The organism is Mesorhizobium sp. B3-1-8 (assembly GCF_006439495.1).
GTDB lineage: Bacteria > Pseudomonadota > Alphaproteobacteria > Rhizobiales > Rhizobiaceae > Mesorhizobium.
Window position 1 is genome coordinate 1 of sequence record NZ_VFTK01000070.1, and the last position, 13215, is coordinate 13215.

12 protein-coding genes are annotated in these 13215 nt (G+C 63.4%); 7 read left to right on the forward strand and 5 right to left on the reverse strand.

Translation table 11 applies throughout. The annotated features are described in order from the left end of the window. Positions 1 to 371 precede the first annotated feature (371 nt). The 7 genes from FJ424_RS32930 (at position 372) to FJ424_RS32960 (ending at position 7520) form a co-directional block, all read left to right on the forward strand. Entirely contained in the window at positions 372 to 1400 is a 1029-nt protein-coding gene (locus FJ424_RS32930) for a sulfate ABC transporter substrate-binding protein (protein WP_140659928.1), read from the forward strand. A 92-nt stretch (positions 1401 to 1492) separates the two neighbouring features. Further along, positions 1493 to 2344 carry a sulfate ABC transporter permease subunit CysT gene (cysT, locus tag FJ424_RS32935; RefSeq protein WP_140659929.1) on the forward strand — a complete coding sequence of 284 codons (852 nt, stop codon included), beginning with the start codon at positions 1493 to 1495 and terminating at the stop codon, positions 2342 to 2344. Next, entirely contained in the window at positions 2337 to 3221 is an 885-nt protein-coding gene (gene cysW / locus FJ424_RS32940) for a sulfate ABC transporter permease subunit CysW (protein WP_140659930.1), read from the forward strand. The genes cysT and cysW overlap by 8 nt, the downstream gene beginning before the upstream one ends. Before the next feature lie 72 nt (positions 3222 to 3293). Then, on the forward strand, positions 3294 to 4334 hold the full coding sequence (locus FJ424_RS32945; RefSeq protein WP_140659931.1) for a sulfate/molybdate ABC transporter ATP-binding protein: 1041 nt from the start codon (positions 3294 to 3296) through the stop codon (positions 4332 to 4334). A gap of 205 nt (positions 4335 to 4539) precedes the next feature. Then, on the forward strand, positions 4540 to 5526 hold the full coding sequence (locus FJ424_RS32950) for a sulfate ABC transporter substrate-binding protein (RefSeq protein WP_140659932.1): 987 nt from the start codon (positions 4540 to 4542) through the stop codon (positions 5524 to 5526). Between the two features lie 235 nt (positions 5527 to 5761). After that, positions 5762 to 6211: an Rrf2 family transcriptional regulator gene (locus FJ424_RS32955; protein ID WP_040984137.1), complete on the forward strand. Its 450-nt coding sequence runs from the start codon at positions 5762 to 5764 to the stop codon at positions 6209 to 6211. 163 nt (positions 6212 to 6374) lie between these two features. Then, complete coding sequence (locus FJ424_RS32960; RefSeq protein ID WP_140659933.1) at positions 6375 to 7520, forward strand: hypothetical protein; 1146 nt, start codon at positions 6375 to 6377, stop codon at positions 7518 to 7520. A 15-nt stretch (positions 7521 to 7535) separates the two neighbouring features. Here FJ424_RS32960 and FJ424_RS32965 read toward each other — a convergent pair whose 3' ends face one another. From FJ424_RS32965 to FJ424_RS32985, 5 genes are all read right to left on the reverse strand, one after another. Further along, positions 7536 to 8003, reverse strand: a complete 468-nt coding sequence (locus FJ424_RS32965) for a gluconokinase (RefSeq protein WP_140659937.1) — start codon at positions 8001 to 8003, stop codon at positions 7536 to 7538. Positions 8004 to 8083: 80 nt separating this feature from the next. Next, the gene (locus FJ424_RS32970; RefSeq protein WP_140659934.1) at positions 8084 to 9070 is read right to left on the reverse strand and encodes an ABC transporter permease; all 987 of its coding nucleotides are present in this window, start codon (positions 9068 to 9070) and stop codon (positions 8084 to 8086) included. Continuing rightward, on the reverse strand, positions 9067 to 10047 hold the full coding sequence (locus FJ424_RS32975; RefSeq protein ID WP_140659935.1) for an ABC transporter permease: 981 nt from the start codon (positions 10045 to 10047) through the stop codon (positions 9067 to 9069). Before FJ424_RS32975 ends, FJ424_RS32970 begins: the two co-directional genes overlap by 4 nt. Next, positions 10044 to 11588: a sugar ABC transporter ATP-binding protein gene (locus tag FJ424_RS32980; RefSeq protein WP_140659936.1), complete on the reverse strand. Its 1545-nt coding sequence runs from the start codon at positions 11586 to 11588 to the stop codon at positions 10044 to 10046. Before FJ424_RS32980 ends, FJ424_RS32975 begins: the two co-directional genes overlap by 4 nt. Before the next feature lie 70 nt (positions 11589 to 11658). Further along, positions 11659 to 12786, reverse strand: coding sequence for a sugar ABC transporter substrate-binding protein (locus tag FJ424_RS32985; protein ID WP_140647984.1), 1128 nt, complete (start codon positions 12784 to 12786; stop codon positions 11659 to 11661). Between the last annotated feature and the right edge of the window lie 429 nt (positions 12787 to 13215).

Sequence of the window (13215 nt, forward strand, 5' to 3'; positions counted from 1 at the left end):
AGCTTCTCCGCCTTCGTCCATCTCGCCGCCGCCATCATAAGCTCCAGATGAATATCAACAGGCCTTAGAGCATGATCACGAAAAGTGGGAACCGGTTTTCGGAGAAAGATCATGCTCCAACAAAGAGTTAGATCGTGACGGCGATTCAACGAAACGCCATCACGATCTAGCGCCGGCCTTGCCCGGCAGCCGGCTGCGCCTAGTTAGCCCCGACCGGCGAGGAAATGGACGCTGTCCGAAATTGAGGACGATATTTTCCCGATTGCCGGCGGTTCGGCGAAAAATTGCTTCGAGGAGGCGAAAAAGGCAACATTCAATGCATCTAAATTCTATAAACTCGGTAGAGTTTGTGCAGTTCAACGGAGGCGGGAATGACCAAACCTCATTTCAGGAAACTGCTCGGCGCGCTGGTCGCCACATCTGTCCAGTTCGGCACGCTCGGTTTCGCGTTTGCGGATACGACCATTCTGAATGTGTCCTACGACCCGACGCGTGAACTTTACAAAGCCTATGACGAGGCGTTTGCCGCGCACTGGAAGGCGGAGACCGGCGAAACCATCACCATCCAGCAGTCGCACGGTGGATCGGGCGCCCAGGCGCGGGCGGTGATCGACGGCCTCGACGCCGACGTGGTGACGCTGGCGCTCGAAGGCGACATCAACGCCATCGTCTCGAAGACGAAGAAGATCAATCCGGACTGGCGCACGAAGTTCGAGAACAACTCGGCACCCTACACCTCGACCATCATCTTCCTGGTGCGCAAGGGCAATCCCAAGGGCATCCACGACTGGAACGATCTGGTGAAGGACGGCGTCCAGGTGATCACGCCGAACCCGAAGACTTCCGGAGGCGCGCGCTGGAACTATCTTGCCGCCTTGGCCTATGCAAACGCCAATGACGGCAGCGACGAAGCCAAGACCAAGGAGTTCGTCGGCAAGCTTTATGCGAACGTCCCGGTCCTCGATACCGGCGCGCGTGGCTCGACGGTGACCTTCGCGCAGAAGGGCCTGGGCGACGTGCTGATCGCGTGGGAGAATGAAGCCTATCTCGCGCTCGACGAATTCGGCGCCGACAATTTCGATATCGTCTATCCGCCGACCTCGATCCTGGCCGAGCCGCCGGTCGCGGTCGTCGACGCCAATGTCGATGCCAAGGGCACGCGCAAGGTCGCGGAAGCCTATCTGAGCTGGCTCTATTCCAAGGAAGCCCAGACCATCATCGCCAAGAACCACTATCGCCCGGCCAAGCCCGACCTGGTGCCGGCCGAGGACCTTGCCAAGCTCCCGGCAATCAAGCTGGTCACCATCGATGACCCGCAATTCGGCGGCTGGAAGAAAGCGCAGCCTTACCATTTCGGCGACGGTGGTATATTCGACCAGATCTACAAGCCGGCGCAGTGAGCCGGATGGCCGGCGAGCCTCACGGGCATGCCGGCCGAATGCGACTGAGCAAAGCCATTCTGGTTTGAACAGAAGGGACGATCCAGAACAGCATGACCACAGCACCCGCCAAGGCGGGGTGGCGATTCAGACAGCCGAGTGTCATTCCGGGGTTCGGATTGACGCTCGGCTTCTCGCTTGCCTACCTCACGCTCATCATCCTCATCCCGCTTTCGGGGCTGGTCTGGCGTTCGGCAGCGCTCGGCTGGGCCGATTTCTGGGCGATCGCCGTTGACCGACGCACCCTCAACGCGCTGAAGATAAGCTTCGGCACCGCCTTCCTGGCGGCTGCCGTCAACGTCGTGTTCGGCACCGTCGTCGCCTGGGTGCTGGTCCGCTACCGCTTTCCCGGCCGCCGCATCGCGGACGCGATGGTCGACCTGCCCTTCGCCCTGCCCACGGCCGTCGCCGGCATCGCGCTCACCACGCTCTATGCACCGAATGGCTGGATCGGCTATGTCCTGGCGCCGCTCGGCATCAAGGTCGCCTACACGCCGCTCGGTATCGTCATCGCGCTGGTGTTCATCGGCTTGCCCTTCGTCGTGCGCACCGTCCAGCCGATCATGGAAGAGATCGACAAGGAGGTCGAGGAAGCCGCCGCCACGCTCGGCGCCAGCCGTTTCCAGATCATCACCCGCGTGCTTTTCCCAGGCCTGGCGCCGGCGATCGTCACCGGCTTCTCGCTCGCCTTCGCGCGCGGCGTCGGCGAATACGGCTCGGTCATCTTCATCGCCGGCAACCTGCCCTTCAAGTCGGAGATCGCGCCGCTTCTGATCGTGATTAGGCTCGAAGAATACAATTACGAGGCGGCGACCGCGATCGCCGCGATCATGCTGGCGCTGTCCTTCCTGATGCTTTTGGTGGTCAATCTCGTCCAGACATGGAGCCGCAAGCGCTATGGCTGATCCCGAGATCAAATCCTACGAGCCGCATCACGAGAGCCAGTCGGCAGCGGTGACCGAAAGCCGGCCAGTCAAGGCCGTGCTGATGGCAATCGCCCTCGCCTTCCTCGCCGTCTTCCTGCTTTTGCCGCTGATCATCGTCTTCCATGAGGCGCTTGCCAAAGGCATCGGCGCCTACACGGACGCCCTTTCCGGCCCCGACACGCGCTCCGCCATCCGCCTAACATTGCTTGTGGCGGCGATCTCGGTGCCGCTCAACGTCGTCTTCGGCATCTCGGCCGCCTGGGCGATCGCCAAGTTCGAATTCAAGGGCAAGGCGTTCCTGACCACGCTGATCGACCTGCCCTTCTCGGTCTCGCCAGTCATCTCCGGCCTGGTCTATGTGCTTCTCTTCGGCGCGCAAGGGCTGCTCGGGGCCTGGTTGAAGGCGCATGGCATCGTCATCCTCTTCGCCGTGCCCGGCATCGTGCTGGCCACTATCTTCGTCACCTTCCCCTTCGTCGCGCGCGAATTGATCCCGCTGATGCAGGAACAGGGCAATGGCGACGAAGAGGCAGCACTGTCGCTGGGCGCCAGCGGCTGGCAGGCCTTCTGGTATGTGACATTGCCCAACGTCAAATGGGGGCTGCTCTACGGCGTGCTTCTGTGCAATGCCCGCGCCATGGGCGAATTCGGCGCGGTCTCGGTGGTGTCGGGCCATATACGCGGCCTCACCAACACCATGCCGCTGCATGTCGAGATCCTCTACAACGAATACAACGCCGTCGGCGCCTTTGCCGTCGCTTCGCTGCTCGCCGGCCTGGCGCTGGTGACGCTGGTCTTGAAAACGCTTCTCGAGATGCGCTACGGCGCCGAGCTCGCCGCGACGCGCGGGCACTGAACACTACCTGTCGCCCAAGAGTGCCTGGCGCTTTTGGGAGCAACGACAGCATCAAGGAACTGAGGGATTTGTATGGAAGTTCGCGTCGTCAACGTGCGCAAGGAGTTCGAGCGGTTTCCGGCGCTCCACGACGTGTCGCTCGACATCAGATCCGGCGAGCTCATCGCGCTGCTCGGGCCGTCGGGCTCCGGCAAGACGACGCTGCTTCGCCTGATCGCCGGCCTGGAGCGGCCGACCAAGGGCGCGATCTTCTTCGGCGACGAGGACGCCTCGCAGAAGTCGATCCAGGAGCGCAATGTCGGCTTCGTCTTCCAGCATTACGCGCTGTTCCGTCACATGACGGTTGCCGACAATATCGGCTTCGGCCTGAAGGTCCGGCACGGCGCCGCAAGGCCGTCGGGGCAGGAAATCCGCCGCCGGGCGCTGGAACTGCTCGACCTCGTCCAATTGACGGGCCTGGAAACGCGCTATCCGGCGCAGCTTTCCGGCGGTCAGCGCCAGCGCGTGGCGTTGGCCCGCGCCATGGCGATCGAGCCCAAGGTGCTTTTGCTCGACGAACCGTTCGGCGCGCTCGACGCGCAGGTTCGCCGTGAGCTGCGACGCTGGCTGCGCGAGATCCATGACCGCACCGGCCACACGACCGTCTTCGTCACGCATGACCAGGAAGAGGCGCTGGAGCTCGCCGACCGCGTCGTGGTCATGAGCCAGGGCCGCATCGAGCAGGTCGGCACCGCCGACGATATCTACGACACGCCGAACTCGCCCTTCGTCTATTCCTTCATCGGCGAGTCGAGCTCGCTGCCGGTCAAGGTCGAGAACGGCGAGATCTGGATCGCCGACCGGCCGATCGGGCTGCAGGCGCCGCATGCACAGTCCGGCGAGGCGGTTCTCCACTTCCGCCCGCATGACGTCGAGCTGCTCGACGGCTGCAGCGGCTGCATCGCCGGCACGGTTGCCGCCAGCCGCCGCGTTGCCGGCACCAGGCGCGTCGAGCTCGAAATCGGCGGCGAGCGCCAGCGCGTCGAGATCGAACTGCCGGTCGACCATCCCGCGGCACAGAAGAGCCGGGTGGCTTTCAGGCCGCGACGCTGGAAGCTTTTTCCCACGTCCTGAGCTGTCTTTCAGCCTGACAGCTCCTCCGGCGCCCAGCCTGGTGCAACCTGTGAGTCCACTTGGAAGAAAATCCTAGCAAAAGGCTGTTTTGGCGAGATATTTTCCAGGCCTTCGCCCACCTCTCGGAGCGCGTGCCTCGTCGCACCAGGCTTTCCCGACTATGGTCTCCCCATAGCTTGATCCATTTCCAAGGAGCCCTGTTTTCATGAAGCGTCTGTTGCTCGGCATCGCAGCTTTTGCCGGTCTCGTCCTCGCGTCCTCCCAAGCCTGGTCGGCCGACAAGCTTTTGAATGCATCCTATGACGTCGGCCGCGAGCTGTTCGTCGACGTCAACAAGGCCTTCGTCGCCAAGCACCCCGGCGTCACCGTCGATCAGTCGCATGCCGGCACCTCGGCGCAGGCGCGCGCGATCGCCGAAGGTCTTGGTGCCGATGTCGTCACCTTCAACCAGGTCACCGACGTCGATTTCCTGGTCAAGAAAGGACTGGTCTCAGCCGATTGGCAGAAAGATTTCCCGGACAACGCCTCGCCCTTCTATTCGCTGCCGTCCTTCCTGGTGCGCGCCGGCAATCCCAAGCACATCAAGGACTGGAACGATCTGGTGCGTGACGACGTGCAGGTGATCTTTCCGAACCCGAAGACGTCGGGCAATGCGCGCTACACCTATCTCGCCGCCGCCGCCTACGCCAAGGAAGCCTTCAAGGGCGACGACGCCAAGGTGAAGGAGTTCATCACCAAGCTCTTCAACAACGTGCCGATCTTCGACACCGGCGGCCGCGCCGCCACAACCACTTTCGTCCAGCGTGAGATCGGCGACGTGCTGATCACCTTCGAATCGGAGACGCGCGGCATCCGCAAGGAGTATGGCGACGACAAGTTCGAGCAGGTCACGCCTTCGGTCAGCCTGCTGGCCGAGTTCCCGGTAGCGATCGTCGACAAGGTGGCCGACGAGCATGGCAGCCGCGATCTCGCCAAGTCCTATCTCGACTTTCTCTACACGCCGGAAGGCCAGGACATCGCCGCCGGGAACGGCCTGCGGGTTCGCGACGCCTCGGTGGCCGCCAAGCACAAGGCCGACTTCCCGGACGTCCGGCTACTGACTGTTGAGGAAGTCTTTGGCGGCTGGGACAGAGTACAGAAGGAGCATTTCGCCGCCGGCGGGCTGCTCGATCAGGCCTACGGCAGCCGCTGAGCCGCCACACAATCAGAAAGCGCAGGAAAGCCGGCTTTAGCCGGCTTCCTCATTTAAGCCGGCCAGCATTTCGCAGGGGAAATGCGGCGTCCAACGTGAAAAACGTTACGAAGAATCAACGCGTTTGCGCCTAAGCTGCCGGGCAAATTATTGGACCAGGCGGTCAACTGTCATGATTTGCACACAAACAACCGCCAGATGCAGGCGCATTGGGGTTTGATGAATTGAATCGGGCATGCTGACCAAAAAAGGCAAATACGGCCTCAAGGCCCTCGTGCATCTTTCCGGTCTACCGGCTGGCCAGCTTGCATTCGTCAACGACATCGCCGTCGCCAACAACATCCCGAAGAAATTCCTGGATGCGATCCTGGGCGAATTACGCAATGCCGGTTTCGTCCAGAGCCGCAAGGGCAAGGAAGGCGGCTACCGCCTCGCGCGGCCCGCTTCCGAGATCAAGATCGGCCATGTCGTGCGCGTGCTCGACGGGCCGCTGGCGCCGATCCCTTGCGCCAGCCGCACGCAATACCAGCGCTGCGAGGATTGCGACGAGGCCACCTGCCAGGTCCGCCACATGATGCTGGAAGTGCGCCAGGCGATCGCCGAGGTGCTCGACAACCGCAGCCTCGCCGCCATGCGCGACGCCGACAACGACGATTTCCCGGCGGAGCTCACCTCCCAGATTTGAAGGAATTCGAGGAAGCGGTAGCGGCCAGGTTCCGCCCTTCGCCACAGCCTTCCGTCCGCAATTGCGCCCAACGACAAGTCGCCGGCCCGACCTGTCGCCCTCGGTTGCCAGTCTGCCGCGGACGCAGTAAAGCGGCTGGGAGGATGAAACAGGGCTCTGACGCATGAGGCTGCCTTGGCTTGGCAATTCCCGCAGGGCCAGCCGGCAACCATCGTCGAACGACATCTATCACACCGAGATCATTGCCGACGTGCCGGTGCCGGAGCGCAATGAGTCCGTTCGCTTCTTCAGCCGCAAGGTTGTCCGCCCCGGAAAACTGCGCCGTTTCTCCAATCGGGACCTGCGCGAGAGCCTGCTGTCCTGTTTCTATCTCGGCGTCGCGGCGATGCTGCCGGTCTCCTGGTGGGGGCCTATCTGCGGCTGGGGGTCCAGGCTCAGGCGCAGGCGCCACTTCCGCAAGGAGTTCGCCCGTTACGACGTCGCGGTGAAGGCCGTGCTCGGCAATGCCGTCGACACGCAAGAAATGTTCGAGGCGCAACTCGCCGCCATTCACCGCCGGCGGCTGACGCTTGCGGCGCATCTCGTCTCCGGCTGGCGCTGGTCGCCGGCGATCCGGCTCGAAGGCCTCGAAGCCCTGCAACAAGCCCTGCGCAACGGGCGCGGCGTCATCATATGGTGCGACCAGTTCACGACGCAGACGATCATGGGCAAGCGCGCCCTGCATGAGGCCGGCATCGAAACCCACCAGGTAAGCGCGCAGTACCACGGCTTCTCCCCAAGCAAATTCGGCTTGCGTGTGATCAACCCGCCATTGGTCAAGGTCGAGAACCGCTTCCTGAAAAGCCGGATCGTCTTTGAGCGCACCGACGCATACCAGGTCACCACGCGCATCCAGAAGACCCTGAAGGCAAACGGCGTGGTGCTGATGACCAACACCGTTTATGCCGGCTCCACCTTCACCGAGGCCGCCATGGGCGAGCGCGGCTGGACCCATCTCGCCTCGGCGCCGGCAAACTTCGCCGCGCGCGCGGGCGCGGCGCTGTTTCATATGGCGACGATCGAAACGGTTCCCTTTCGCCAGTATCGCGCGATCGTCAGCGAACTGAGCGCGGGGCCACAGCCGCCGGCGTCGCCGGCAAGGGACACCGCGACGAAGAACCTCGTCGTCCAGGCGGGATACATCCTGTCGAAGCGCGACCATATGCTGGAAACGCTCGAACTCTGTCCGGAGCAGATGATGGCCTGGTCGAGCGCCGTACGGCTGACCGAGCGGCCAACGGAAGCCGCGATCGGCAATGACGGCGCCTGAAGCGCCAGAACCGTTCTAACCAACGATCCCTTTCAGGATCCCGGCAACACTTCGCGTTCCGTCGACCGTCACGGCCTGTTCGTCCGCGGCAGGCTCTTCCAGCGTGGCGAACTGGCTGTCGACCAGGCTTGCCGGCATGAAATGGCCCTTGCGATTGGCGACCCGGCGCCAGGCGGTCTCGCGGTCGATCTTCAGGTAGAGGAAGACTGTGTCGGGACAGTAGCGGCTCAGCCGGTCACGGTAGGCGCGTTTCAGCGCCGAGCACGCCGCCACCGCTTTCCGTCCGCCGGCAACCGAGATCGCGATGTGCTCGCCTATGGCGTCGAGCCAGCCCTCGCGCAGCGCGTCGGTCAGCGGCTCGCCGCGCGCCATGCGCGCCACGTTCTCCGGTGGATGCAGCCGATCTCCTTCGATGAAGTCGGCGTCGAGAGCCTTGGCGAGCGCCTCGCCGACGGCCGTCTTGCCGCAGCCGGCAACACCCATCACAACGATGGCCGGCGCCGTCCGAAGATCGTTCACGCCAAGCTCCGGGATCTGCGGTCTTGCGCTCGCCTCATCCACGGTCAGCGGCTTGCCGGCGCGCGCCCGTAGAGCAGAAGCATGGCGACGATGACGACACCATAGATGATCTGCCGTCCCGCTTCCGGCATCTGCATGACCGAGAGGATGGATTGCAGGAGCGTGATCAGGATCACGCCGGCCACCGTGCCGAGATAGGAGCCGCGCCCGCCCAGGATCGAGGTGCCGCCCAGCACGACGGCGGCGATCGACGGCAGCAGATAGGCATCGCCCATGGATTGTGCCGCCTTCGATGCATAGCCGGCCAGAAGCACGCCGCCAAAGGCCGACAGCCCGCCGGAGACGGCGAAGGCGATCATCACGATGCGGCGCGTGTCGATACCGGAAAGGTAGGCGGCGCGCTCGCGGTTGCCGATGCCGTAGACGGCACGGCCGAAGCTGGTGCGGGCCAGCACGAAGACCATCGCGGCGCCGATCAGCGCCCAGATGATGACGGCGTTGGGAACCCCCGGAATGGTGAAACCGGTCGCCAGATAGCGCATCGCCGCCGTCGCCGAATCCTGTGGCGAGAAGCCGCCCGTGTAGACCACCATCAGCCCCTGCGCGACCGCGTTGGTGGCCAAGGTAATGATCATCGAGGGGATGCGCAGATAGGCGACACCGATGCCGTTGACGATGCCGATCGCCACGCCGCACAGAACGCCGAAGGGGATGGCGAGAGCAACGCCGACCGACCCGTAGGCCGCGGCAGCGCAGGCCATCATGGCGCCGGCGGCCACGGCCCATGGCACCGAAAGGTCGATCTGGCCGAGCAGGATGACCAGCATCATGCCGGTGGCGATGACGCCGAGGAACGAGGCGACTTTAAGCTGCTGCAGCAGATATTCCGGCGAAAGGAAGCTGCGCGAATAGAGGCTGCCCAGCAGAAGCAGGATGACGATGCAGGCAAAGGCCGTCAGCACCGCCGGGTCGGCGCGGCGGATGAATTTGGGCATGCGGCCGGCAAGGCCACCGAGTGTCGTTTCGCTCACAGGAACCACTCCAGCCGGTTGCGCACCCGAAACAGCGCGAAGGCGCCGAGGCTGACCGCGATCAACAGGATAACGCCCTGGAACAGCGGCTGCCAGAGCGGATCGAAATCGAAGACGAACAACAGGTCGCCGATGGTGCGGAAGGCAAGCGCGCCGAAGATCGCGCCGATAGCGCTGCCCTTGCCGCCGAACAGCGACACGCCGCCGAGCACGACCGCCGCGATCGAAAACAGCGTGTAGGAATTGCCGCTCGCATAGGCAGCCTCGCCCGTATAGGTGAAGAAGGTGAGAAACAGGCCGCCGACCGAAGCCAGCAGGCCTGCCAGCGCATAAGCGAGGAACTTGCCGCGCCGGATCGGCACGCCCGACATATAAGCCGCCGTTTCCGATGAGCCTGCGGCGTAAGCCGCGCGGCCGAATTCCGAGCGGCTGAACGGCACCCAGACGACCAGCACGACGATGAGCAGCGCGACCAGCGAGGTCGGGATCACATTGAAGAGCTTTCCCGTCAGCGCGTCGGCCAGATCCTCATTGACCGATCCACCCGGAAACGGCCGCAGCAGAAGCCCGATGCCATAAAAGACGGCGCCGGTGGCTATGGTGGCGACGATCGGCTGCAGGCGCCCATAGATGACGATGGCGCCGTTGATCGCCCCGCAGACCAGGCCCGCGGCAAGGACCGCGATCACGCCGAGCGTGGTCTCGAGCGGCGTGCCGACCACCAGCCACGAGGCAAGACAATTGGTAAGAAGCAGGATCATGCCGACCGACAGATCGATGCCGGCGGTGATCACCACCAGCGTCTGCGCCATGGCGACGAAGGCCAGGAGCACGCCCTTGTTGGCGGCTGTCTGCACGACATTGGCGGTGAAGCCGGCAGGGTGGTTCGTGGTGTAGATGATGAACATGACGATGAAGATGCCGAGCGCCAGCAGCGTTCCGCGCTGCTCGGCCATTAAGTAGCGCCAATCCTTCACGCGCCCGCTCCCTGCTGCATATCGGCGCCTTCGCCATGGATGTTGAGCGCGCTGGCGATCAGCGCGTGCTCGGTGATCTCGGTGCCGACGAGCTCGCGCTTGACGCTGCCGTCATAGAGCACGAGCACGCGGTCGCAGCAGCCGATCAGTTCGTCATAGTCGGTCGAATAGAACAGGATGGCGGCGCCGGCATCCGACAGCTTGCGCATCAATTGGTAGATCTCCTGCTTGGTGCCGACATCGATGCCGCGCGTCGGATCGTTGAGCAGGATGATGCGCGGTTGCCGCATCAGCCATTTGGCGATGACCACCTTCTGCTGGTTGCCGCCGGAGAGCGCGCCGACGGGAATATCGAGCCCCGCCGTCTTGATGGCCAGCAGCCCGACCATATCGTCGATCAGGCGCTGCTCGGCGGCGCGATCGATGATGCCGCCCTTGGCCAGCCGGTCGAGCGCCGCGAAGGAGAGGTTTTCGCGCACCGTCATCGGCAGCATCAGCCCCTCGGTCTTGCGGTCCTCGGGGATCAGCGCCATGCCGACGCGGTCGTCGCTGGCGGCGCGCGGGCTCGATATGGAAGCCGGCTTGCTGTCGATCAGCACCTCGCCGCGCAGGCCGCGCAGCACGCCGAAAAAGGCAAGCAGCAGTTCGCGCTGGCCCTGCCCATCGAGACCGCCCAGGCCCACGACTTCGCCGGCCTTGACGCTCAGCGAGATATTGTCCAGCCGGTCGGCCCAGGACAGATTGCGGGCTTCGAGCACCGGCGTGGCGGCCGCAGCGGAAACGGGTTTCGGCGGGAAGATATGGCTGTATTCGCGGCCGATCATCAGCTCCACCACCTCATTGTCGCTCTTAGAGCCCGCGGGGTAGCTGGCGACGTTGCGGCCGTTGCGAAACACCGTGCAATGGTCGGCGAGTTCCGCGATCTCGTTCATGCGGTGCGAGATGTAGAGCAGCGCCAGTCCTTCCGAGCGCAGCCGCTTCAACACCTCGAAGACCTTGGCGACATCCGCCGCCGTCAGCGCCGAGGTCGCTTCGTCGAGGATCAGGATGCGCGGCTTGCGAGCCAGCGCCTTGGCGATCTCCACCATCTGCCGGCGCGACAGCGGCAGGTCCTTGACCAGCGCCCGAGGATGGATATCGGAAGCGCCGGCGCGTGCCAGCGCTTCTTCCGCGATGCGCCGCTGCGCCTGGCGGTCGATCATGCCGAAGCGCTTCGGCGGATCGGAAATGACGATGTTGTCGGCGACGCTCAACTCGGGAATGAGCGACAGTTCCTGGAAGATGCAGACGATGCCGGCCTGATTTGCCGCGGCCGGTGAGGCGAAGCTCACCTCGCGCCCATCCAGCGTCATGCGGCCCTCGTCGGGCGCCACGACGCCCGCCATGATCTTGATCAGGGTCGACTTGCCTGCGCCGTTCTCGCCGAGAATGGCGTGGATGCTGCCGGCGGTAACTTCAAGATCGGCCTTTTCCAGGGCCCTCACGCCGCCATAGCGCTTGGATATGCCTTCCATGCGGAAGAGCGGAACCGCACCGTCCATTGAGCCTCCAATTGTATCTGCATGAGGCGGCGCCGCGGCTGACCCGCGGCGCCACGCCGGCGATGGAAGCTTACTGGTCCGCCTTGGTCTGGCCCATGATTTCCTGCGCGCTGAAATTGATGCCGCAGGTCGGGAAGGAGTTGCCGACGAAGAAATTGTCGGATTCCTTCGGGAAGTAATCGGTGCCTTCCTTCATGTCTGGATCCGAGGCGATCGCCAGCGGCAGCTTCACTTCCTGCGGCACCACCTCGCCTTCCAGCGCCGCGATCGCTGTCTTGATGGCCACGGCGACCTGGGCCGGGCCGGAGCCCGCCGACGTGCACTTCAGCCCGTCTGCCGAATGCTGCGCGCAGAATTTGCGGAAGCCGTTCTCGGTCTCGCCGCCGAACGGCACGAAGGGATGCTTGGCGTCCATCATTGCCTGCACGATGCCGGTGTCGCCGCCCTGGCCGGTGATGCCGTCGAACGGACCGTTGGTGGCGATGGCATCGGCGGTCACCTTCTGCGCCACGCCGTCATCCCACTTGCCGGCGACCTCGGTGACGTCCCACTTCTTGCCGGAAGCGTCCAGCACTTCATGGATGCCGTTGTGGCGGTCGGTATCGACGGAAGTGCCGGCAACGCCGCGCACTTCGAGGATCTTGCCGCCGTTCGGCACCTTGTCGACCAGCCACTTGGCCCACAACTCGCCGAGGCCCTTCTGGTCGACATTGACGTTGATGGCGTCCTTGGTGTCGAGAATGTTGTCGAAGGCAACCAGCACGATGCCGGCTTCCTTGGCGCGCTTGATGACCGGGCCGAAGGCGGTCGGGTTCTGCGCGTCGGTGACGATCGCGTCATAGCCGGAATCGATGAAGTTGTTGATCGCCGAGATCTGCGCCGGCACATCCTCACCGGTCGAGACGACCTTGAATTCCTTGATCTTGGCCTTCACGTCAGGTTGTGCCGCATAGGCCTTTGCCGTCTGCACCATCTGGATGCGCCAGGTGTTGGCGATATAGCCGTTGGAGAAGGCGATGCGGAACGGGCCTTCCTTTTTGGGGAATTTGAAGAATTTAGTGTCCGCCGACCATGGCGAGAAGCAGTCCGGCTGCGCTGCGGGGCCGGAGACGACTTCCGGTCCGGCGGCGATCGCTGCCGAGCTGAGCATGACGAATGCAGTGGCGGCAACGACGCCGCCAACGAGTGACTTGATCATCGGTATTCCTCCCAATTGCAGATCTGCTGAACTATGAAGTCCTGACATGCTCGGCGGGCACCCCTCCTGCCAAACCGAAACGCTCGCCGGGCGACGTGGATCGCCCCGCCTTCTCTCCCCTTCCCTCGACCTCCGAGACGTTCAGAAAACTATCATATTATACATAATAAACAAGCTTGAGCTGTTGCTTATGTATAATAAACAATCCTGAACCTTGCCGAATGTTGATTTTACAGACAAATGGTAGCGCTACCATGAGAGCCTGTAAAGCGCCGCTTTCGTCATTTTTCCGTGTTCGTCAGAGTGCCTCCAGGAACAGTGCGTAGCTTTGGCTCGGCGTTTCCGCCGCCGCCCTAGGCCGTAGTGACGATTTAAGGAATTGGGATTCCCACGGGCCGGCAAATCAGATTCAACGCTGATTTTTGGGGA

What these genes read in the sequence shown, in the direction of transcription:
- cysW (WP_140659930.1), top strand. Translation starts at nt 2,337, where the DNA reads ATGGCTGATCCCGAGATCAAATCCTACGAGCCGCATCACGAGAGCCAG.
- FJ424_RS32945 (WP_140659931.1), top strand. Translation starts at nt 3,294, where the DNA reads ATGGAAGTTCGCGTCGTCAACGTGCGCAAGGAGTTCGAGCGGTTTCCG.
- FJ424_RS32950 (WP_140659932.1), top strand. Translation starts at nt 4,540, where the DNA reads ATGAAGCGTCTGTTGCTCGGCATCGCAGCTTTTGCCGGTCTCGTCCTC.
- cysT (WP_140659929.1), top strand. Translation starts at nt 1,493, where the DNA reads ATGACCACAGCACCCGCCAAGGCGGGGTGGCGATTCAGACAGCCGAGT.
- FJ424_RS32980 (WP_140659936.1), bottom strand. Translation starts at nt 11,588, where the DNA reads ATGGACGGTGCGGTTCCGCTCTTCCGCATGGAAGGCATATCCAAGCGC.
- FJ424_RS32965 (WP_140659937.1), bottom strand. Translation starts at nt 8,003, where the DNA reads ATGGGTGTTGCCGGCTGCGGCAAGACGGCCGTCGGCGAGGCGCTCGCC.
- FJ424_RS32955 (WP_040984137.1), top strand. Translation starts at nt 5,762, where the DNA reads ATGCTGACCAAAAAAGGCAAATACGGCCTCAAGGCCCTCGTGCATCTT.
- FJ424_RS32930 (WP_140659928.1), top strand. Translation starts at nt 372, where the DNA reads ATGACCAAACCTCATTTCAGGAAACTGCTCGGCGCGCTGGTCGCCACA.
- FJ424_RS32985 (WP_140647984.1), bottom strand. Translation starts at nt 12,786, where the DNA reads ATGATCAAGTCACTCGTTGGCGGCGTCGTTGCCGCCACTGCATTCGTC.
- FJ424_RS32960 (WP_140659933.1), top strand. Translation starts at nt 6,375, where the DNA reads ATGAGGCTGCCTTGGCTTGGCAATTCCCGCAGGGCCAGCCGGCAACCA.